18 protein-coding genes are annotated in these 20,591 nt (G+C 57.3%); 8 read left to right on the forward strand and 10 right to left on the reverse strand.

Annotated features, from left to right (window positions below; all coding sequences use genetic code 11):
* Positions 1–104: 104 nt before the first annotated feature.
* The gene (gene icd, locus C0039_RS19535; protein WP_076001404.1) at positions 105–1,358 is read right to left on the reverse strand and encodes an NADP-dependent isocitrate dehydrogenase; all 1,254 of its coding nucleotides are present in this window, start codon (positions 1,356–1,358) and stop codon (positions 105–107) included.
* 185 nt (positions 1,359–1,543) lie between these two features.
* On the opposite strand from icd, the gene C0039_RS19540 reads away from it, so the two are divergent.
* The 7 genes from C0039_RS19540 to C0039_RS19570 are packed head-to-tail and all read left to right on the forward strand — an operon-like array spanning position 1,544 to position 7,340.
* A complete protein-coding gene (locus tag C0039_RS19540) occupies positions 1,544–2,137 on the forward strand; it encodes a pseudouridine synthase (RefSeq protein ID WP_101519050.1) in 594 nt (197 codons plus the stop codon).
* Positions 2,134–2,610: an NUDIX hydrolase gene (locus C0039_RS19545; protein ID WP_076001406.1), complete on the forward strand. Its 477-nt coding sequence runs from the start codon at positions 2,134–2,136 to the stop codon at positions 2,608–2,610. Before C0039_RS19540 ends, C0039_RS19545 begins: the two co-directional genes overlap by 4 nt.
* Positions 2,588–3,679 (forward strand): tRNA 2-thiouridine(34) synthase MnmA, encoded by a 1,092-nt coding sequence (gene mnmA / locus C0039_RS19550; protein ID WP_076001407.1) that lies wholly within the window; start codon positions 2,588–2,590, stop codon positions 3,677–3,679. The genes C0039_RS19545 and mnmA overlap by 23 nt, the downstream gene beginning before the upstream one ends.
* Positions 3,679–4,320 (forward strand): high frequency lysogenization protein HflD, encoded by a 642-nt coding sequence (gene hflD / locus C0039_RS19555; protein WP_101519051.1) that lies wholly within the window; start codon positions 3,679–3,681, stop codon positions 4,318–4,320. Before mnmA ends, hflD begins: the two co-directional genes overlap by 1 nt.
* Before the next feature lie 32 nt (positions 4,321–4,352).
* Positions 4,353–5,723 (forward strand): adenylosuccinate lyase, encoded by a 1,371-nt coding sequence (gene purB, locus C0039_RS19560; RefSeq protein ID WP_101519052.1) that lies wholly within the window; start codon positions 4,353–4,355, stop codon positions 5,721–5,723.
* Positions 5,723–6,862 (forward strand): cupin domain-containing protein, encoded by a 1,140-nt coding sequence (locus tag C0039_RS19565; RefSeq protein WP_101519053.1) that lies wholly within the window; start codon positions 5,723–5,725, stop codon positions 6,860–6,862. The genes purB and C0039_RS19565 overlap by 1 nt, the downstream gene beginning before the upstream one ends.
* A complete protein-coding gene (locus C0039_RS19570) occupies positions 6,852–7,340 on the forward strand; it encodes a DUF7931 domain-containing protein (protein ID WP_101519054.1) in 489 nt (162 codons plus the stop codon). The genes C0039_RS19565 and C0039_RS19570 overlap by 11 nt, the downstream gene beginning before the upstream one ends.
* 33 nt (positions 7,341–7,373) lie before the next feature.
* On the opposite strand, the gene C0039_RS19575 is transcribed toward C0039_RS19570, so the two are convergent.
* The 6 genes from C0039_RS19575 to C0039_RS19600 all read right to left on the reverse strand — a co-directional run bounded on the left by C0039_RS19575 (position 7,374) and on the right by C0039_RS19600 (position 16,068).
* Positions 7,374–7,817: a YtoQ family protein gene (locus tag C0039_RS19575; protein WP_076001412.1), complete on the reverse strand. Its 444-nt coding sequence runs from the start codon at positions 7,815–7,817 to the stop codon at positions 7,374–7,376.
* Between the two features lie 86 nt (positions 7,818–7,903).
* Positions 7,904–8,863 (reverse strand): methylmalonyl Co-A mutase-associated GTPase MeaB, encoded by a 960-nt coding sequence (meaB, locus tag C0039_RS19580; protein ID WP_101519055.1) that lies wholly within the window; start codon positions 8,861–8,863, stop codon positions 7,904–7,906.
* Positions 8,864–8,872: 9 nt separating this feature from the next.
* The gene (scpA, locus tag C0039_RS19585; protein ID WP_101519056.1) at positions 8,873–11,029 is read right to left on the reverse strand and encodes a methylmalonyl-CoA mutase; all 2,157 of its coding nucleotides are present in this window, start codon (positions 11,027–11,029) and stop codon (positions 8,873–8,875) included.
* A 36-nt stretch (positions 11,030–11,065) separates the two neighbouring features.
* Positions 11,066–11,476 carry a methylmalonyl-CoA epimerase gene (gene mce / locus C0039_RS19590; RefSeq protein ID WP_076001413.1) on the reverse strand — a complete coding sequence of 137 codons (411 nt, stop codon included), beginning with the start codon at positions 11,474–11,476 and terminating at the stop codon, positions 11,066–11,068.
* Between the two features lie 10 nt (positions 11,477–11,486).
* Positions 11,487–14,300, reverse strand: coding sequence for an ATP-binding protein (locus C0039_RS19595; protein ID WP_101519057.1), 2,814 nt, complete (start codon positions 14,298–14,300; stop codon positions 11,487–11,489).
* Between the two features lie 34 nt (positions 14,301–14,334).
* Positions 14,335–16,068: an acyl-CoA carboxylase subunit beta gene (locus C0039_RS19600; protein ID WP_076001414.1), complete on the reverse strand. Its 1,734-nt coding sequence runs from the start codon at positions 16,066–16,068 to the stop codon at positions 14,335–14,337.
* Positions 16,069–16,388: 320 nt separating this feature from the next.
* Between C0039_RS19600 and pabB the strand changes: the two genes are divergently transcribed.
* Entirely contained in the window at positions 16,389–17,759 is a 1,371-nt protein-coding gene (pabB, locus tag C0039_RS19605) for an aminodeoxychorismate synthase component I (protein ID WP_101519058.1), read from the forward strand.
* Positions 17,760–17,892: 133 nt separating this feature from the next.
* Here the strand turns inward: pabB and thrH are convergent, their stop codons facing one another.
* The 3 genes from thrH to C0039_RS19620 form a co-directional block, all read right to left on the reverse strand.
* The gene (gene thrH, locus C0039_RS19610; protein ID WP_076001416.1) at positions 17,893–18,510 is read right to left on the reverse strand and encodes a bifunctional phosphoserine phosphatase/homoserine phosphotransferase ThrH; all 618 of its coding nucleotides are present in this window, start codon (positions 18,508–18,510) and stop codon (positions 17,893–17,895) included.
* A gap of 83 nt (positions 18,511–18,593) precedes the next feature.
* The gene (gene cysB, locus C0039_RS19615) at positions 18,594–19,568 is read right to left on the reverse strand and encodes an HTH-type transcriptional regulator CysB (RefSeq protein WP_076001417.1); all 975 of its coding nucleotides are present in this window, start codon (positions 19,566–19,568) and stop codon (positions 18,594–18,596) included.
* 111 nt (positions 19,569–19,679) lie between these two features.
* Positions 19,680–20,579, reverse strand: a complete 900-nt coding sequence (locus C0039_RS19620; RefSeq protein WP_101519059.1) for a 5'-nucleotidase — start codon at positions 20,577–20,579, stop codon at positions 19,680–19,682.
* Between the last annotated feature and the right edge of the window lie 12 nt (positions 20,580–20,591).

A 20,591-nucleotide genomic window follows, 5' to 3' on the forward strand; every position in this document is an offset into this window, starting at 1 on the left:
CAGCTGGAAAGTGTCTATCAACTAAGCAACCCCGCTAATCTGCGAAGAGCCAAAAAAAGGCCCATGGTTTCCCATGGGCCTTGCAGCGTACCTGCAGCGACGATTTACATTGACTTGACGATGGCCTTGCCGAATTCGGAACAACTCAGCAGGGTCGCGCCATCCATCAGGCGCTCGAAGTCATAGGTCACCGTGCCTGCCTGGATAGCGCCGTTCATGCCATCAATAATCAGGTCAGCGGCTTCGTTCCAACCCATATGGCGCAGCATCATCTCGGCTGAAAGGATCAGTGAACCGGGGTTCACCTTGTCCTGGCCAGCGTACTTGGGTGCCGTGCCGTGGGTCGCCTCGAAGAGGGCAACGGTGTCGGACAGGTTGGCGCCGGGCGCTATGCCGATACCGCCCACCTGAGCCGCCAGCGCGTCTGACAGGTAGTCCCCGTTGAGGTTGAGGGTCGCGACCACGCTGTACTCTTTAGGCCGCGTCAGCACCTGTTGCAGCATCGCATCGGCGATTACATCCTTGATGATGATCTCATTACCGGTAACGGGGTTCTTGATCGACACCCAGGGGCCGCCATCGAGCAGTTCACCGCCAAACTCCTGCTGGGCCAGTTCATAGCCCCAGTCGCGGAAGGCACCTTCGGTGAACTTCATGATGTTGCCCTTGTGCACCAGGGTCACGGAGGGCAGGTCCTGGTCAATGGCGTACTGGATCGCCTTGCGCACGAGGCGCTTGGTGCCCTCTTCCGATACCGGCTTGATGCCGATGCCGACATTCTGCGGAAAGCGGATCTTGGTCGCGCCCATCTCGTTGATGATGAAATCCACAACCTTTTGCGCTTCGTCGCTGCCTGCCTGGTATTCGATACCGGCGTAGATGTCCTCGGAGTTTTCGCGGAAAATCACCATATTGCAGGAGCCGGGATCTTTTACCGGTGAGGGTACGCCCTCAAACCAGCGCACCGGGCGCAGGCAGGTGTAGAGATCCAGCTCCTGGCGCAGAGCAACGTTCAGTGAACGGAAACCGCCACCTACAGGGGTGGTAAGGGGCCCCTTGATCGCTACCGAGTACTCCTTGATAGCATCCAGGGTTTCTTCTGGAAACCAGTCGCCGTCATACATCTCGGCGGCCTTCTCGCCAGTGTAAATCTCCATCCAGGAGATTTTCTTGCTGCCGTTGTAAGCCTTGTTTACGGCCGCGTCGACCACGTCGATCATTACCGGACTGATATCTACGCCAATGCCATCGCCCTCGATGTAGGGAATGACGGGGTTGTCTGGGACGTTCAGGCTATTGTCTTCGTTCACGGTGATTTTTTCACCTGCGGAAGGGACCTGAATATGCTTGTAGCCCATATTGATACTCCATTGCTGCTGGGTTCTTGGTATGCCTCGGAAATCCTCTGGGATCCGCGGATTGAAGCGGCGAAAAGTGTAGCACGTTTGAGCCCTATTCTGCCGCGATAGCAGCCGTTTTTTCTTCGCTTTTGGGCCAGAACAGTGCACCGAACGCACTGGTTTGTCGTACCATCTGTGATTCCATGGCAAAAATCATATTATTCAACAAGCCTTTCCACGTGCTCAGCCAGTTTAGCGACGGCGAGGGTCGCAGCACGCTGGCCGACTTCCTCCGTGCACCGGGCTACAGGGTCGCCGGCAGGCTGGATTACGATTCCGAGGGCCTGTTGCTGCTCACCGATGACGGCCGTCTGCAGCAGCAGATCGCCAACCCCCGTCACAAGCGCTGGAAAACCTACTGGGTTCAGGTAGAGGGTGCCATTGACCAGACCGCCATCGACAAGCTTTGCAACGGCCTGTCGCTGAAAGACGGCCCCACACTGCCCGCCCGGGCACGACCCATCGCACCACCGGACCTGTGGCCGCGAAACCCGCCGGTGCGCGAACGCAAAAGTGTGCCTGACAGCTGGCTGGAACTGTCAATCCGCGAGGGCCGCAACCGGCAGGTACGGCGTATGACCGCCGCGGCGGGCTTTCCGACGCTGCGGCTGGTGCGCCACCAGGTCGGCGACTGGAGCCTGGAGGGCCTGCAGCCCGGAGAGCACCGGATTGAGACTGTAAACCTGCCCCGTGAAAGCCTGGCAGCAAAGCGCAAACCGCGCCGGAGATCACCGTGAACACATCGAGGGAATGGCCACCGCATGTAACAGTCGCTGTCGTTGTCGAAAACGAGGGACGTTACCTGATGGTCGAGGAGAGAGACGAACTCGCGGAAGGCCTGGTGTTCAACCAACCTGCCGGGCACCTTGACCCGGGAGAAGGCCTGCTCCAGGCCGCCCTGCGTGAGACCCTGGAGGAAACCGCCTGGAAAGTTGAGCTAACTGCTGTCATCGGGGTTTCACTGGCAACCGCGCCCAACGGGATCACCTATTATCGAACCAGCTTCGCCGCCCGCCCGCTAGTCGAGGTAGGCGATGCTGTGCTGGATCCTGACATCGTCCGTGTTCACTGGCTGACCTACGAGGAAATTCTCGCCAACTCTGCTAGAATGCGCAGCCCTCTGGTTCTGCCTACTGTAGAGCAGTATCGCAAGGGTCATCTTTATCCCCTGGATTTCATATACATCGATGAGCCTCAACGCTTCCAATAAAGTCATCGTCGGCATGTCCGGCGGTGTCGACTCCTCGGTATCTGCCCTTCTTCTTAAAGAGCAGGGCTACACGGTGGAGGGCCTGTTCATGAAGAACTGGGAGGAAGATGACGGCACCGAATACTGCACAGCCAAGGAAGATTTCGCCGATGCCCAGGCTGTGGCGGACAAATTAGGTATTCGCCTGCATGGCGCGAATTTTGCGGCTGAATACTGGGATAACGTGTTTGAGCACTTCCTGCAGGAATACCGCGCGGGGCGCACCCCGAATCCCGACATACTGTGCAACCGCGAAATCAAGTTCAAAGCGTTCCTGGAATACGCCATGGCACTGGGTGCAGACCAGATCGCCACTGGCCACTATGCCCGGCGCGGCGAGGCGGACGGCAAAGCCACCCTGCTCAAGGGACTGGACCCCAACAAGGACCAGAGCTATTTTCTGCACGCCGTAGGCCACCTGGAACTGGGCAAGACCCTGTTTCCGGTGGGCGAAATCGAAAAGCCGGAGGTACGCGCGCTGGCGGAGAAATACCAGCTCGCCACGGCGAAGAAGAAAGACTCCACAGGCATCTGTTTTATTGGAGAACGGCGTTTCAAGGACTTTCTCAGGCAATACCTGCCGGCGCAACCGGGAGAGATTTTCAGCCTCGACGGTGAGCACCTGGGGCGACACCAGGGGCTGATGTATCACACTATCGGCCAACGGCAGGGCCTGGGCATCGGTGGCCTGGCCAATCATTCAGAGGCGCCATGGTACGTGGTGGAAAAGGACCTGGAGAACAACATTCTACTGGTGGCCCAGGGCAACGACCACCCGGCCCTGTTCAAACGCTCACTTCACACCTCTGACGTCTACTGGATCGCCGGCGAGGCCCCTGCACTGCCATTTACCTGTCACGCCAAAGTACGTTACCGCCAGGCTGACCAGGCCTGCACAGTAAGCCGCGATGGCGAGGGATACTGTGTACAGTTCCAGCAGGCACAGCGGGCCGTGACCCCGGGCCAATCAGTTGTATTCTACCGGAACGAAGTCTGCCTGGGCGGCGGCGTCATTGAGCAGACTGCCTGATGAGCAGACAATTCAGTCAGTTTGAGCAACAGACCCTGGCCCTCGCCGGGGTGGCGCAGGCCGCCCGCCTGGTGGACCAGGTTTCACGCACCGGCACTTACCCCATTGAGTTTCTGGAATCCTCCATTCACAGTCTGTTTGAATTTGAGGCCGATGATGCGGCAGCAATTTTCGGCGGTGTCGCCGGCGTCAAGCTGGGCCTGAATAACCTGAGCGCGATGCTCGCCAATCGCCAGGGGGAGGAAACACGGGACATGGTGCGCTATGTATTCAACCTTCTTTACCTGGAACGCAAGTTTGCGGCCAGTGAGGAAATGATGGCCGTCGTTCACTCCCGACTGCAGCATGCCAGTTTCAAAGCCGAGCACTTTGCCGGCCATGTCAACGACGTGTGCCACAGCGTCTCCGGCATCTATCAGGATACGCTCAGCAAACTGCGCTTTCGTATCAAGGTGTCGGGATCAGCCCAGCACCTGCAGGACCGTCAAAACGCCGACATCATTCGCGCCGTATTACTGGCTGGCCTGCGTTCCGCTTTTTTGTGGCGGCAACTTGGCGGACGTCGTTGGAAATTGATTCTACAACGCAAACATCTTCTACAAACGGCACAGAACCTGTCCCGCGACCTTCCGCTGGTGTAAAATCGCCACCCCGTAAATTTCCGGAGCCATCCATGGATCTCTCATCCCTCACAGCAGTTTCTCCAATCGACGGCCGCTACGGTTCCAAGACCGCAGCCCTGCGCGAGGTATTCAGCGAATTTGGCCTGATCAAGCGCCGGGTATTGGTCGAGGTACACTGGCTGCAGTGCCTGTCTGCCCATCAGGGCATTACTGAGGTTCCGGCGCTGTCCCCTTCCGCCAGTCAGGCGCTGGAGAGCATAGTTGACGATTTTGCCGAGGTAGATGCTCGCCGTATCAAGGACATAGAGTCCACTACTAATCACGACGTTAAAGCGGTGGAGTATTTCCTCAAGGAACGCTTTGCCGGGAATGCAGAACTGGAAGCTGTTTCCGAATTCGTGCATTTTGCCTGCACGTCTGAAGATATCAACAACCTCTCCCACGCCCTGATGCTTCGCGACGGCATCCACGGGGTGCTGCTTCCTGAAATGCAGGGTATTGTTTCTGCACTGAAAACACTGGCACAGGGCAGCGCAACAGCGGCCATGCTCTCTCGTACCCACGGGCAAACCGCCAGTCCGACAACCATGGGCAAGGAGATCGCCAACGTAGTCGCAAGGCTGCAACGCCAGCAGCAACTGGTCGCCGAGGTCGCCTACCTGGGCAAGATCAATGGCGCGGTGGGCAACTACAACGCCCACCTTTCTGCATACCCGGAGGTAGACTGGCAGGCAAACGCCGAGGCTTTTGTCACTTCCCTGGGGCTGACCTGGAACCCCTACACGACCCAGATTGAGCCACACGACTACATGGCCGAGTTGTTCGATGCCATCGCCCGCTTTAATACTGTCCTCATCGATTTTGACCGCGACATCTGGGGCTATATCTCCCTGGGCTACTTTAAACAGCGCACCATCGCCGGTGAGGTGGGTTCCTCTACCATGCCGCACAAGGTCAACCCCATCGACTTCGAAAACTCCGAGGGCAACCTGGGTCTTGCCAATGCGCTGTTCCAGCACCTGGCAGCGAAGCTGCCGATAAGCCGCTGGCAGCGAGACCTCACCGACTCCACGGTGCTGCGCAATATGGGTGTGGGCGCCGGCTACAGCCTTATCGCCTACCAGGCGAGCATGAAGGGGATCGGCAAACTGGAACTGAATACGCAGCGCCTGGCGCAGGACCTGGACAACAGTTGGGAGGTACTGGCTGAGCCAATACAAACCGTGATGCGCCGCTATGGCATCGAAAAGCCCTATGAGAAGCTCAAGGAACTGACCCGTGGCCAGGACATGAACAAGGAGCTTATCCAGGAGTTTGTTAATCAACTGGCCATCCCCGACACGGCAAAAGCTGAGCTACTGGCGCTGACACCCGCCTCGTACATCGGCAACGCGGTAAGCCAGGCCCAGGCCATCGGGTAGTGGCTGTGCAAGCGGACCTGGAACTGAATCTCGACAAGGAGCAATTCCTGGCCCGTTTCTGGCAGCAGAAACCGCTGCTGATCAAACAGGCGGTTAGCCACTTCAAACCGCCGATCTCGCGTCATGAGCTGGCCGGCCTGGCGCTTGAAGACGAGGTGGAGTCGCGCATCATAGAGCACCGCGATGGCGAATGGCTGCTTCAGCACGGGCCATTCCGTACTGCCGACTACCAGCGCGGCAACCCCTGGACGTTGCTGGTGCAGGCAGTGGACCACCATATTCTGGAGGTCGCTGAGCTACGCAAACTGGTGGATTTCATCCCCCAGTGGCGGGTTGATGATGTGATGGTCAGCTACGCGACTGACGGGGGCAGTGTCGGCCCCCACTATGACAACTACGATGTATTCCTCCTGCAAGGTGAAGGCCAACGCCTGTGGAAGACCGGGCAGCTCTGTGACGAAACCACCCCACTACTGCCACATGAAGACCTACGCATACTTAGTCTGTTCGAGTGCGAGACGGAGTATTTGCTGGAGACTGGAGACATACTTTACCTGCCCCCCGGCGTGGCCCACTGGGGTATCGCCCACGGAGAATGCACCACGTTCTCAATCGGCTTTCGCGCCCCACGGGTAAATGACATGCTGTCCCGATTCGTCGATGCGTTGCTCGCCGGGCTTGAGCCGGACCTCTTCTACCGCGATGCCCGCCTGGAGTCGGTGACACGCGCCGGGGAAATCCGTCCGCGCGACCTTGAGCGGGTACAGGCACAGGTAGAAGCCGCTCTGGACCAGGCGCGCGACAGTGACTGGTTCGGTGAGCTGGTTACTGAACCCCGATACGTGCAGACAGCGGACGATGATGACCTCGCCCAGGCCCGGATATTGCTCCAGACCGAGGGAGAGTCGGTAGCGCTTTCTCCCGAGGCCAAACTCGCCTGGCAGCAGAATGCTGAGGGCATTGTCGTCTTTGCCAACGGCGAAAGCCGTCGCTTCTCATCAACACAAATGGACATGGTGATCGCACTGTGCGCGGACTGGGTCCTGGATGAGGCTGCATTGGGGGCAGCGCTTGGTAACGAAGAATCACGGGCGTTGCTGGATTACCTGCTCGAAACGGGGTGCATTTATGTCCAATAATGAGTTTCTCCAGGGCGTGGACTACCCACACCCGTTTGACGAACTGGCAGTGGCACTGGGCAGCAGTGCGACCCGCTACCTGTGTATTTTGAGTCCGGCGCTGGACCATGCCGCTTTTGACAACGAGGAACTGGCGAGCGCACTCAGCGCGCTGGCAAGAGGCAGTCGACAGACACAAGTCCGAATATTGGTGGCCAATACCAGCACCATGGTCAACCGCGGGCACCGACTGCTGAGCCTGGCGCGGCGGATACCCAGTTCGATACTTATTCGCCGTCTTGACGAGCACCCGGACTGGACTGGACAGACGCTGGTCATTCGAGACAGGGATGGCGTTCTCTACAAACCCGGCGGGTCAGGCAGCGACGGTTTTTACGAGCCCTCTTCCAGAGCCTCAACCGAACGCCACCTCGTGTTATTCAATGAACTCTGGCGCCACAGCGTACAGGATAGCAACCTGCGAACGCTCAACATCTGAGGCGCGCCGGAAGGAAATGAAAAATAGAAGACGTCAGTCCTGGGTAGTGAGATAAACCAGCATATCCACTACCTGCTCGACGTCTGTTGCCCAGGCCATCGCTGCGGCATCCACTTCTTTGAGTGGATGGATAAGCGTATCGTCATGCAGCGTAATATAGGGCTTGCCCAGGGCCGCACAGGTACCCGCGTCAAAAGCGGCGTTCCACTGCCTGTACTGGTCACCAAAACGCACCACGGCCAGGTCGCACTTCTCGATTAAAGTGCGGGTGCGTATGGCGTTCACTTTCGCAGACTTGTGATCGCGCCAGAACGGCCGATCTTCATCACCCAGAACATCACCGGCGGCGTCACTGGCGGCGTGATCGGTCACCGCAGAGCTGAAGCTCACTGACAATCCTCGCTGTGCGCAACCGGTCTTGATCTGGTCGCGCCAGTCCGTGTGAATTTCACCAGACAAGTAGATATTCCAGCCCATAAAGTGCGCTCCTGTTTAAGTCGTGGTATCGCTTGATTAGTCGGTGAAGTAAGAGCAGATACAGCGCCTTTGGTGGTCGGGCGCGTTTAGAGTAACTCGATGATTTCGCGCGCGGCGGCATACGCTGTAACCTGATCGTGCTCCACGCGCCGTTCCAGCTCTGGCAAGCGCGCCTTTACGGCTGCATTCTGGCTCAATTTCAGCAACAACATCTCGTTGATGAGTTGATGCAGCCAGTCGCGGTTCTGCTGAGCGCGTTTGTCGAGGAAGCCACCCTCCTCCTGCGCCCGAAAATAGTATTCCAGCAGCATGCCCCAGACTGCATCGATATTAATCTGTTTGAGCGCGCTGCAGGTCATTACTCGCGGCGTCCAGAAACTGGTATGGCGCAACAGGTTCATGGCGCTGGTATATTGTTGCCGGGCAAGCTGCGCCAGTTTTTCACTATCACCATCCGCCTTGTTGATGACCAGCGCGTCAGCAAGCTCCATAATTCCTTTCTTGATGCCCTGCAATTCGTCGCCCCCACCGGGCAACATTAGCACCATGAAAAAATCCACCATACCGGCGACCTGGTATTCACTCTGGCCGACGCCTACGGTTTCCACCAGGATGACGTCATAGCCAGCCGCCTCACATAGCAGCATTGTCTCGCGGGTCTTCTGCGCTACACCGCCCAGTGCGCCTTCCGAGGGGGAGGGGCGAATGAATGCCTCCTCGCGACGGGACAGTTCCTCCATGCGCGTCTTGTCACCCAGTATCGAACCACCTGCTATAGGTGAGCTGGGATCGACTGCGAGAACCGCTACTCGCTTGCCCTGTTCAATCAGGTACAGGCCAAATGCTTCTATAAACGTGGACTTGCCCACGCCCGGTACGCCGGTAATGCCCACACGAATGCTATTGCCGCTGTGGGGGAGCACCTGCTCGAGAATTGTCTGGGCCTGGTCACGATGGCGGTCGAGTTTGCTCTCGACCAGGGTGATCGCTTTAGCCAGGGCACGCCGGTTGCCCGCAAGCAGCATATCGAGATCGAAAGCACTCATTCGCTGCGGTCACGACTGCGAGTCATTAACCGCATCCAGCACCTCTCGAGCGCAGACAGGAATAGGTGTCCCCGGGCCGAAGATGCACTTCACGCCGGCAGCGTAGAGAAAATCATAGTCCTGACGCGGGATGACCCCGCCGGCAATGACCACGATATCATCAGCACCCTGCTTCCTGAGTTCCTCTACCAACTCCGGTACCAGGGACTTGTGCCCTGCCGCCAGAGAGGAGGCGCCTACTACATGCACGTCGTTTTCTATCGCCTGGCGAGCGACCTCTTCCGGCGTGGAGAACATCGGCGACAGGTCGATATCAAAACCGACATCGGCAAATGCGGTGGCGACTACCTTGGCACCGCGGTCGTGTCCGTCCTGGCCCATTTTACACACCAGCATACGCGGGCGGCGACCGTGCCGTTCGACGAACTCGTTAATGTCCTTGCTGATGGCCTGCCAGTCATCATCCTCCTGGAAGGCGCTGCCGTATACGCCGGAGACGGTCTGTGCCTGCGCATTGAAACGACCAAATTCGCGCTCCATGGCGAAAGAGATCTCACCGACAGTTGCACGACGCCGAGTGGCCTCCACTGCCAGCTCCAGCAGATTACCCTCGCCAGAAACCGCAGACTGGTAAATGTCTTCCAGAATCGCTTCGACGGCGGCTTCATCACGTGACTCACGGATGGACGCCAGGCGCGCCAACTGTGACTCGCGCACTGCATTGTTGTCGATCTGCAGCACGTCTACGTCGTCTTCCTGGTCCAGTTTATATTTATTGACGCCCACAATGACGTCGTCGCCCCGGTCAATGCGCGCCTGCTTACGCGCAGCGGCTTCTTCAATGCGCAGTTTGGGCATGCCGGTCTCTATAGCCTTGGCCATACCACCCGCTTCCTCGATCTCCTCGATCAACTCCCAGGCCTTGTCGGCCATATCCTGGGTGAGACTCTCCATCATGTAGGAACCGCCCCATGGATCGACCACGTTGGTAATCCCAGTCTCTTCCTGAATGATCAACTGGGTATTGCGAGCTATACGGGAGGAGAACTCGGTAGGCAGCGCGATAGCCTCATCCAGTGCGTTGGTGTGCAGCGACTGGGTGCCGCCAAACACGGCGGCCATGGCCTCGATCGTGGTGCGCACGACGTTGTTGTAAGGGTCCTGTTCAGTCAGCGACCAACCGGAGGTCTGACTGTGGGTGCGTAACATGGAACTCTTGGGATTCTGCGGATTGAATTCGCCGACAATGCGCGCCCAGAGCAGCCGCGCCGCGCGCATCTTGGCTATCTCCATATAGAAGTTCATGCCTATGCCCCAGAAGAAGGAAAGGCGCGGCGCAAACTGATCGATATCCAGGCCAGCAGCCAGCGCCGTGCGGATATATTCCTTACCATCTGCCAATGTATATGCCAGCTCCAGGGCGGCGTTCGCGCCCGCTTCCTGTATGTGGTACCCGGAAATGGAAATAGTGTTAAAGCGGGGCATGTTCGATGAGCAATAGGCAATAATGTCGCCGATGATTTTCATGCTCGGTGCAGGTGGGTAGATATAGGTATTACGCACCATGAATTCTTTTAAAATATCGTTCTGGATGGTGCCAGCGAGCTGGTCCTGGCTCACCCCCTGCTCTTCTGCAGCGACAATATAACCTGCCAACACGGGGAGTACCGCGCCATTCATGGTCATCGAAACCGAGACCTTGTCCAGCGGAATGCTGTCGAAGAGGATTTTCATATCCTCAACCGAGTCAATGGCCACACCGGCCTTGCCTACGTCGCCGGAAACGCGGGGATGGTCGGAGTCATAGCCGCGATGAGTTGCCAGGTCGAATGCGACTGAAACACCCTGCCCACCCGCCGCAAGCGCCTTGCGATAGAAGGCGTTGGATTCCTCTGCGGTGGAGAACCCGGCGTACTGGCGGATCGTCCAGGGACGGCCGGCATACATGGTCGCCTGCGGCCCACGAATATAAGGGGAGATCCCGGGCATGGTGTCCGTGTAGTCCAGGCTTTCCACGTCTGCGGCTGTATACAGCGGCTTGACGTCTATGTCCTCCGGCGTGTTCCAGGTCAGTTCATCCAGCGGCTTGCCGCGCATCTGCTTACTGGCCAGTTCCGCCCAGGCTTCTGGGGTGGCCTTGTTCTTGTCGTATATACTGTCGCTCATTACGTGTGCTCCGGTGTTTCCGTCTGGGTAGAACGCCTAGTGTGCTTCGCCCGGTTGATTGATTTCCACCAACACCCCGTCACAGCTTCTAGGGTGAATAAAAATGACTTTCGACCCATGTGCACCGGGTGTAGGGGCATCGCCCAGGAACTGATAGCCCTTTGCCTTCAGGCGTTCCACATCCTCCTCTATATTGTCCGAGCGGAAGCAGATATGGTGCAAACCCCCGCCTTTCTTCTCGAGGTATCCGGCGATGGGGCCTTCCCCATTGAGAGGATGCACCAACTCGATACTGGTGGGAGGCACCGGGAAAAACGCTGTTGATGTCTTCGCTGCGACAACGTCCTCAGTTCCCTCAAAATCCAGTCCAAAGTCTTCCATGAAGCGTTTTATCGCCTTTTCGAGATCAGGTACGGCTATCGCAATATGGTCCAGGGCAGTAATCATGGCGCTCTCCTTAAATCAGCTGCTCGAGTAACAGGCTGGTGGCAGCGCGACGGCGCGCAGCGACCTCTTCGGGGGATTCCGCAACTATCTTCTCGTCCGGGGTGATCTTGAAGATGGCCTGCCCTTTACTGATGATTAGCCCGTCGGCGTCGACCAGCACTTCGTCGATGGTGCCAGCAAAGGGCGCATACACCTTGTTGAACATCTTCATCACCTCGACGATATACAGGGGGTCGCCCGCGGCAAAGTGATCGCCCTTTTGCACATACAATTCTGCGTCCGGGGTTTCTCGCCCGTAGAACATGCCACCGCTCTCGGCGAGAATCTCATCACCCTTGGCGACCGGCGGGGGCACCAGCACCTTGGCCATGGCATCCTGCAGGTCCTGTTCCATGAGTTTTTCGGGAATGTGGATAGTGAGGTCATCGTTAACACTGAGTTCATAAAAACCAGTATACTCGGCGATGCTGGGCAGAACGCCTAGCAGGTCCACGCCCGCCTGGTAACCCGCATGAGCGCCACGTATGCGCTGCCATAAGGCGGCATCAACACCCTCCGGTGGCGTATCGGTATCGAGCATAGACTGCAGCTCGATCCAGTTCTCTGCACTGAGGCGAGTATTGAGTTCACTGTAAAATTCCTGCGCCTGCTGCAGAATCTCATTATCGTGATCCCAGATCATGTTCGCAGCAGCCGTACCGTGCATGTAATCCATGTTAAGGAAGTGGTAGGTCTCCGCCAGCAGCTCAATGGGGTTCTGGTTCCAGCTGATCTTGCCATCGACCATCGTGTAACTATCACGGTTTATGCTAAGCCAGCCGCTGAGGATATGAGGCTCGGCCAGTAACAGCTCCAGAGGGCGCAACAACAGGGTCTGCTTGAGATCCAGAGAATGTTTCAGGGCTTTTGCTGCGTCGCCACTAACGCCAACCAGCGCCGCACTGCAAATCTCACTCCAGGCGTGCCCCAGGTCCATGTTGTTACCCTGTTGCTTCAACTGACCGACCGCGGTCAGGTAGGGAACGATAAAGCGTGTGGTGGGCCGCGCATTGATGTTCTGCCCAATAAACCAGTTTACCAGGCCGTAGTGAAACTCCAGGTTGGTGGCCAGGTCCTTGCCGCGCATGGTGGTCTGGCGAATCACTTCAGCCATACGCTGGTAGGTGTCGAGTCGAGTGTCCCCGACGGTCAGCAACAGGGCGATATTGGAGTCATAGGCACCGGCCAGCGTGTACTTCATGAATACATCGGTATCAGGATTATGCAGGCTGATTCCCTGGTCATCGCGAATCTCACCGTCCACGGCATCAGACCAGTGCTCGATAACGCCACCCGCACTGGGCTGTAATGCCTGGTTGGTTGCATTGAGGCGCGCTTCAACCGAGTCGTTATGACGCAGTATGCGTGTGGGTTTGGGCAGCTTGGGGCCATGTGCCGCAAGCAATACCATCAATTCCACCAGCGACTCAACGATGAAACTGTCGTCCGCATTATCAGGGTTGGTAAATTCGAGTGAGTAGCAAAGCTCTGTAACCCGGTGCTCTACCTGGATACGGGTGTTCATCTCCATAAAGAAGTGCTTGTCACGATCGACAATACACTCAAAGGTGGATACGGAATCGAGGCCGACTGCCTCGCCAAAACGCGCTGACTCTTCTTCCATCGCCACCAGCGTTTTTAGATCCTGCTTTAACACCTGCGCTTCTACCGTCTTGCCTGCAGACTCTGCCTGTTCAATAGCGGCCTGTAATGACTCGACCGTGACCGAAACTTCCAGCAATTTTTGCTCATGCATTTGCAGTGAACAATCGCGACCACCCATGGACATGCTCCAGACACCATTGCCTATGGCCTGTATTTCCTGGTGACGGGTGGTTTCGATATTCAGCTCTACCAATACGTTTTTGTTATCGCCTACGCCGGTGGTCTTAACCTCATTGAGAATCTCACGCACCATCTCCGCCGTGCGCGCCGATTGACCAATGGCAAGAATTCGCTGCCCCTTGCCACCGCCACCGGAAATCGCCTTGAGTCGGATCCGGTTCTCCGGATAGTCGGCGGCCATCTTTTCCACCGCTTCGGTCAAGGTGGCACAGAGTTCGTCCACCGTGTAGAGATCAACGCCTTTAACATAGGAAGCCGCGAGAACAAGGTCGGCCTTGTCCTCAATCTCGATCCCGTCGTCGTCCAGCGCAGAGGCATCAACATCCAGGTCATGCTCTTTCACCAGCGCCTTGAGTGCTGCTGCGTCAGGGTGTTTCTTGAGCAGAGTGAGAGCCGTTCCGTTGTCGATTCCGGGGGTCACCGACACACCGGCTTTGAGCGCAGTACGCTTGGCTTCATCTTTCAGGCCTGCATCGTGAACAGTGCGTGAGCAGGGTCCGATAAAGGTAAGACCTGCTTTCTCCATGGCTGCCACCATGGCCTCGTCTTCTGCCATGAACCCGTAGCCAGCGAAGATGGAGTTGTAACCGTTCTCTCTGGCGATATTGATAATCTGGCGGATGCGCTGGTTCCGCTCTTCCTTGTTAGCACCCGTATAGTCCGGCACACGATGCACGCGATCAGGGTCGGTGAGAGACCTGAGCTCGGGAGCGAGCGCGTTCTGGTAAACAATAGAATCTTTTTCCGAGAGTAGAATGCCGAAATGGGTGATGCCCATTTCCTCAAACACGTCCATTGCTTCCTTGCGGATAGGACCACGACAAATGATCAAGGGTCGCATGTGCGTGCAGTCAAACTCAGTGACCCAGCTCGTGTGGCGGCGGCCGAGTCGGCGGTCACGGTGAATCAGCGGGTTATTCAAATAGTGTTCGTTGGACACGTTTACTTCCTCAATACTTATTGTTGGCGAGCCGTTAGTGGAATTCACGCTGCACAGACTGCAGCGGGGTTGGCTCGTAGTGGCGCAGACAGAAGTCCATGTGTTCAGCCAGCACCTGACGCAGGTCAGAGGGCATCACAATCTGCGAAATGGATCCCAGGCTCAGCGCCTCGTCGGGATTCATCAACTCCTGCTCATAGCGCTGCGCCAGCAGCACTTCTTCCGCCTTGACCCAGTCGCCCACCAATTGCTCGGCGGCAGCTTTGGCTGCGCTATCGTCAAGACCGGCTGCTTTCTGGGCATCGGTCTCCCGCGCGATCCTGTCTTTTACCGCACCGCGAATTTTCTTCAGCTCGTCCTTGTAAACATACTCGACACCGGCAGGCCCCATTACCGCCACGCGGGTCGTGGGCAGCGCCACCACAAAGTCGGCACCGGTGGGATAGTTGTTGTAGGACGCGTAAGCACCGCCAAAGGCGTTGCGTACCAACACCAGGAAACGCGGCGTGCGCAGGTCGACAATTGAGTCGAGCATGGCGCGACCAGCCTGGACAATACCGCGGCTCTCCTGCTCCTTACCCGGCAGGAAGCCGGTCGTATCTTCGAGGAAAATGATCGGAATATTGTACAGATTACAGAAGCGAATAAAGCGCGCGTTCTTGTAGGCGGCGTCAATATCAATCTGGCCGGAAGCGACGGAGGAATTGTTGGCGACAAAGCCAACCACGTTGCCGCCCAGGCGACCAAGCGCGGTAATGGTATTGCGTGCACGCTCGGGCTGGATTTCCAGAAAATCGCCATGGTCACACAGTTGCTGAATCAGAATGCTGATATCGACCGGCGTGTTGAAGCCGGTGGGCGAGTTGAATGCTTTCTTTAAAAGGATATCAATGTCCCAGGTCTTGCGGCTGACCGGGTCTGACGAGGGCTGGTGCGGAGCCTGCTCACCGTTATAGCTTGGCAGGTACGCCAGCAGCGCGCGTACCTTGCGCAACGCGGCGACCTCATCGGGCACTACAAAGTCGGTCACGCCGCTCTGGCTGTGTACACGCGGGCCGCCCAGTTCGTCAGGCGTAACGTCCTCGCCCAGCACCGACTTGACCACACCCGGGCCGGTCAGGCCAAAGAACGTTTCGTTAGGCTGGATCAGGAACGAGCCCTGTCGCGGCAGATAGGAGCCGCCGCCAGCGTTGAAGCCGAACATACACATAATGCTGGGGACGACGCCAGATATCTTGCGCAGCGCAGTGAAAGCATCAGCATATCCATCAAGCCCGCCAACTCCTGCCGGTATATAGGCCCCCGCAGAGTCATTAAGACCGACTACCGGAATCTTTCGTTTAGCTGCAAATTCAAACAGCCTGGCAAGTTTTTCACCGTTAGTCGCATCCATGGAGCCGGCGCGTACGGTGAAATCGTGACCATAAAGTGCTACGTCACGACCGTTCACCTTTATCAACGCGGTCACCAGGGAGGCGCCGTCAAGGTTGGGCCCCCAGTTCTGGTACAACACCGTGGGTGCTTCATCAGCCAGACATTCGATGCGCTCCCAGATTGTCATGCGATGCTTCTGGTGCTGCCTCTGGGTGCTCTTGACGCCTGCCGCGGTGTAGGGGCGCTGCTGCAACTCCCAACCATGCTTGAGAGCCTTTTCGTAAAGGCCCGGCTTCGAATCGACCTGGCCCGGCACACGGAACTCCCGTTCCTGCTTTTCTGCGAACGGGTTCTCCAGACTCGCGATCAGGTCATTGCTGCTTTCTGTTGTCATATTCCTTGATCCAGTAAAGGCCCTGCGGCCTGGGAGAGCTTGCGCGACCTTCTCAGAGGCGTTGTGCAAGACGGGACAGCCGGGTCTGCAGTGAGTTGCAAACCCGCCAGAATTTCGGCGTATAACATTAAGTCCAGAGGCTCCCAAAGTCAATCGGGTGCCGCGCGTAAAGCTATGTTTTCACTGCAAATACTCGCGTTTTCAACGCAGATAAGCACAATAGTTTACAATAGCGACCCAGCAAGTTGACCCTGGGCCTGCGGCGCAATCCGTGTGGTCACCGTCAACATATGTCAGCCCCCCGAAAGGCCCTATTCGCCATGAACAAGACCGTGTCATTGGAGGAGATCTCCTACAGCCCGGACAGCTGCGATCTTTTCGAGCGGCTGCAGGGCCTGCCCGGTCGCGTCTTCCTGGACTCGAGCTTTCCCCATAGCCGGGCCGGTCGATATGACATCCTCTGCGCTGAGCCCCTGGCAGCGCCGGAACAGCCCTCACAGGACGCGAACCCAAAGGCCTGGCATGACTATTTCTCAGCGCTGTCGCTTTTTCACACTGAATATTTTGGCAGTGTGCAACCGGCATCACAGGACATTCCTTTTTGCGGTGGTCTACTGGGCGTGGTCGGCTACGACAGCGGCAACGCCCTGCACAATGTGCAGGATAAACCCGGGTCAACAGCTTACTCAGGCACCTCCCTGGCCGCCTATGAGTGGGCGGTTGTGCAGGACCACCTGCTACAACGCGCGGTCTTTGTTGCCCAGCCCTCAGTTACGACAAGTAAACGCAATGAAATTCTTTCGCGGCTGCGCAGTCCTGCCGACAACCCTGTCGATACTTTTCGTCTGGCTGAGCGTTTTCGCTCCAACCTCGATGAGAGCGAGTACCGCCGTGCTTTCGAGTGCATCCAGGAATATATACTCGCCGGTGACTGCTACCAGGTTAATCTGGCACAGCGTTTCAGCGCACCCTATGAAGGCAACCCCTGGCAGGCCTACCGCAGATTAAGGGCAATAGCAGCGGCACCCTTCTCCGCCTATCTCGAACTGGAAGGGGACGATGCACTATTGAGTCTTTCACCTGAGCGTTTTCTTTCCCTGCACGGGCAGCATGTGCAAACCGCACCGATCAAAGGCACCAGGCCGCGCTACCGGGACGAGGCGGCTGACCGTTTGGCCGCATCTGAACTGCGCGCGTCCACCAAGGACCGTGCCGAAAACCTGATGATCGTCGACCTGCTGCGCAACGACCTGGGGCGTAGCTGCCTGCCGGGCAGCATCCATGTCGATGCGCTGTTCGAAATTCAGAGCTTTCCGACCGTTCACCACATGGTCAGTAGTATCAGCGGCGAACTGCGACCCCAACGCAGCGCCTATGATTTACTGCGCGACAGCTTTCCCGGCGGTTCCATTACCGGCGCGCCCAAGCGCCGCGCAATGGAGATCATCGCTGAGTTGGAACCACATGCGCGTGAGACCTATTGCGGCAGTGTCGTGTACATAAGCGCGGACGGACGCATGGACAGCAATATTGCGATACGCAGCTTGCTTGCCACAGGGGGCGAAATACGCTGCTGGGGTGGAGGCGGAATTGTCGCGGACTCGCAATGGCGGCAGGAGTACCAGGAGACCCTGGATAAAGTCGGCAAATTCCTGACTGCGCTGGAAGCCATGGATCAGGATCTTATGTGAGCCGCGCCGGCGCAGTTCAGCCTGGGCGCAGGAGCGGCCTGACTGTCAGCGGAACGAGGTTACCTGAGCAGCCCCACACACTCCGCCGCGTGTGGCTGGTTTAACACCCTGCCTACCGGCATCGATCACTGGACTATAAAGTGAGATCTCTCACCGACGCGTCTATAAACCCCTGCTTCAATTCAGCCAGCGTTTTCACAGCGCGAAATTGCGGAAACTCATCAATCACATTCTGCGGGGCGTGGATAAGGATGCCCACGTCCGCCTCGGCCAACATGGTGGTGTCATTATAGGAATCACCGGCAGCGATTACTCGATACTGCAGGCTGTGCAAGGCCTTGACCGAGGCGCGTTTGGGGTCTTCCTGGCGCAGCTTGTAGTCAACCACCCTGCCCTCATCATCGGTAACCAGGCGGTGGCAGAACAGCGTCGGCCAACCCAGTTGGCGCATCAGTGGCTGGGAGAACTCGTAAAACGTATCGGAGAGAATGATCACCTGGAAACGCTCGCGTAGCCAGTTGACGAAATCAACGGCACCGGGCAGTGGCTCCAGCGTAGCAATAACCTCCTGAATATCATCGATCTTGAGACCGTGCTGGTCGAGGATACCCAGGCGTTGTTTCATCAGTACATTGTAGTCCGGAATGTCGCGAGTGGTGGCACGCAACTCTTCGATGCCGGTTTTTTCGGCAAACGCAATCCAGATTTCGGGGACCAGGACTCCTTCCAGGTCGAGACAGGCCAGTTCCACGTAACACGCTCCTAATGCAGGCAAAAATCAGCGCCACAATCTAAGGCTTTGTGGTTAAGGGTACAAGTGCGGCAGGCAAATAATCAGTAAGTGGGCAATTCCAGGTGGGAGAACAGGCGCTCTAGTTCTGCCTTGGTATGGCAGCGGAATGCCTCGCTAACCAGGTCACGTGTAAGGTGCGGGGCGAAGTCCTCGATGAACTCGTACATATAGCCGCGCAGGAACGTGCCGCGACGACAACCAATACGCGTAATACTGCTGGCGAACAGATGACTGGCGTCCAGCGCGACCAGGTCCGGGTCCATTTCCGGGTCATGAGCCATACCAGCGACAATACCAATGCCCAGGCCAAGGCGTACGTATGTTTTGATCACATCGGCATCCGCCGCCGTAAACACGACACGGGGAGTGAGCCCGCGCTCGGTAAACGCATCATCCAGTTTCGAGCGCCCGGTGAAGCCGAATACATAAGTGACGATGGGGTGAGCCGCAACGTCTTCAAGGCTTAGCTCGGATACCTGGCACAGCGGGTGATCTCTGGGGACAAGGATACAGCGATTCCAGCGATAACAGGGCATCATGATCAGGTCTGAGAACAACTCCAGTGCCTCAGTGGCAATAGCGAAGTCCACCGATCCATCGGCCGCCATTTCGGATATCTGCATGGGCGTGCCCTGGTGCATATGCAGGGAGACATCCGGGTAGCGCTCAATAAAGGCGGAAATTGTGGCTGGCAGCGCGTAACGCGCCTGGGTGTGGGTGGTGGCAATGGAGAGCGCGCCTTTTTTTTCGTTGGAGTATTCCTGAGCGACCTGCTTGATGCTCTCCACTTTGCGAAGGACTTCGCCCGCAGCCTCGAGAATCGCTTCTCCAGCGGGCGTTACATGCGTCAGGTGCTTGCCGCTGCGGGCAAAAACTTCAACACCCAATTCGTCTTCCAACAGACGTATTTGTTTGCTGATGCCGGGCTGCGAGGTAAACAGGCTTTGTGCAGTTGCGGAGACGTTGAGGTCATGATGGGCAACCTCCCAGATATAGCGCAGCTGTTGCAGCTTCATCCCGTTCTCCAACAAAAAAAACCCGGGGTATTCCTCAGGCCTTATGAAGAATAGCCATTAACGGCGCATTTTGCCAAATAAATATGGAATAACACGGTACCACTGGCAGGGCTAGCTGTTGGCGACGCCATGGGGCACATGCCCGGTCGCTATGTGTTCCCGCGCAGACTCACAATGGGTCTGCTGGTCATCAAAGAAAACGTCAGCCTGATAGGCGCGCAAGAACTCGGTCTTGTCCAGCCCCCCGAGAAAAATAGACTCGTCAATGCGAATATTCCAGGCGCGCAGGGTACGAATCACACGCTCGTGGGCCGGCGCCGAGCGCGCCGTAACCAGGGCAGTGCGAATAGGCGCTTCAGAGGCCGGAAATGCCTGCTGCAGTCGCTGCAGGGCTGACAGGAAAGGCTTGAAGGGACCGCCAGCGAGAGGCTGGCGAGCCGCCGCTTTTTCGCTGGCGGTGAATGCTTCCAGTCCTTCGCTCTTGTAGACCCGCTCGGCCTCGTCGGAAAACAGCACTGCATCGCCGTCGAAGGCAAAACGCAACTGTTCATTTCCTGTTTCCTGACGTCCACCGGACACCAGCGTCGCCGCAGCCACGCCACACTCCAGGGCATTGCGTACATCTTCGGCCTCACTGGAGAGAAACAGCTGGCAGCCAAAGGCGTTGATATAGCGCCATGGGCTCTCCCCTCCACAGAAGGCGGCGCGATTAATCGCCAGTCCGTAATGCTCTATGGAATTGAATACCCGCAGGCCAGTATCGGCGCTGTTGCGTGAAAGTAGCACCACCTCCACCTGCTGCCCGGTTCCGGACAGCGTATTGAGTCGCAACAGCTTGTGTACCAACGGAAACGCCTCACCAGGCTCCAGCGGGTCTTCCTCCCTGGCTACCTGGTAATCGGAATAGGCTTGCAGCCCCTGGTTCTGGAATACCTGGTGGCTTTCATCCAGATTAAACAGGGCCCTTGAGGAAATGGCGATTACCAGCTTGTCGTCGAGCTTTTCAGGCATGCGCCAAGCATA

The sequence above is a fragment of the Pseudohalioglobus lutimaris genome, from assembly GCF_002866825.1.
Lineage (GTDB): Bacteria > Pseudomonadota > Gammaproteobacteria > Pseudomonadales > Halieaceae > Halioglobus > Halioglobus lutimaris.

What these genes read in the sequence shown, in the direction of transcription:
- icd (WP_076001404.1), bottom strand. Translation starts at nt 1,358, where the DNA reads ATGGGCTACAAGCATATTCAGGTCCCTTCCGCAGGTGAAAAAATCACC.
- C0039_RS19540 (WP_101519050.1), top strand. Translation starts at nt 1,544, where the DNA reads ATGGCAAAAATCATATTATTCAACAAGCCTTTCCACGTGCTCAGCCAG.
- mnmA (WP_076001407.1), top strand. Translation starts at nt 2,588, where the DNA reads ATGAGCCTCAACGCTTCCAATAAAGTCATCGTCGGCATGTCCGGCGGT.
- hflD (WP_101519051.1), top strand. Translation starts at nt 3,679, where the DNA reads ATGAGCAGACAATTCAGTCAGTTTGAGCAACAGACCCTGGCCCTCGCC.
- purB (WP_101519052.1), top strand. Translation starts at nt 4,353, where the DNA reads ATGGATCTCTCATCCCTCACAGCAGTTTCTCCAATCGACGGCCGCTAC.
- C0039_RS19570 (WP_101519054.1), top strand. Translation starts at nt 6,852, where the DNA reads ATGTCCAATAATGAGTTTCTCCAGGGCGTGGACTACCCACACCCGTTT.
- C0039_RS19575 (WP_076001412.1), bottom strand. Translation starts at nt 7,817, where the DNA reads ATGGGCTGGAATATCTACTTGTCTGGTGAAATTCACACGGACTGGCGC.
- meaB (WP_101519055.1), bottom strand. Translation starts at nt 8,863, where the DNA reads ATGAGTGCTTTCGATCTCGATATGCTGCTTGCGGGCAACCGGCGTGCC.
- scpA (WP_101519056.1), bottom strand. Translation starts at nt 11,029, where the DNA reads ATGAGCGACAGTATATACGACAAGAACAAGGCCACCCCAGAAGCCTGG.
- mce (WP_076001413.1), bottom strand. Translation starts at nt 11,476, where the DNA reads ATGATTACTGCCCTGGACCATATTGCGATAGCCGTACCTGATCTCGAA.
- C0039_RS19600 (WP_076001414.1), bottom strand. Translation starts at nt 16,068, where the DNA reads ATGACAACAGAAAGCAGCAATGACCTGATCGCGAGTCTGGAGAACCCG.
- pabB (WP_101519058.1), top strand. Translation starts at nt 16,389, where the DNA reads ATGAACAAGACCGTGTCATTGGAGGAGATCTCCTACAGCCCGGACAGC.
- cysB (WP_076001417.1), bottom strand. Translation starts at nt 19,568, where the DNA reads ATGAAGCTGCAACAGCTGCGCTATATCTGGGAGGTTGCCCATCATGAC.
- C0039_RS19620 (WP_101519059.1), bottom strand. Translation starts at nt 20,579, where the DNA reads ATGCCTGAAAAGCTCGACGACAAGCTGGTAATCGCCATTTCCTCAAGG.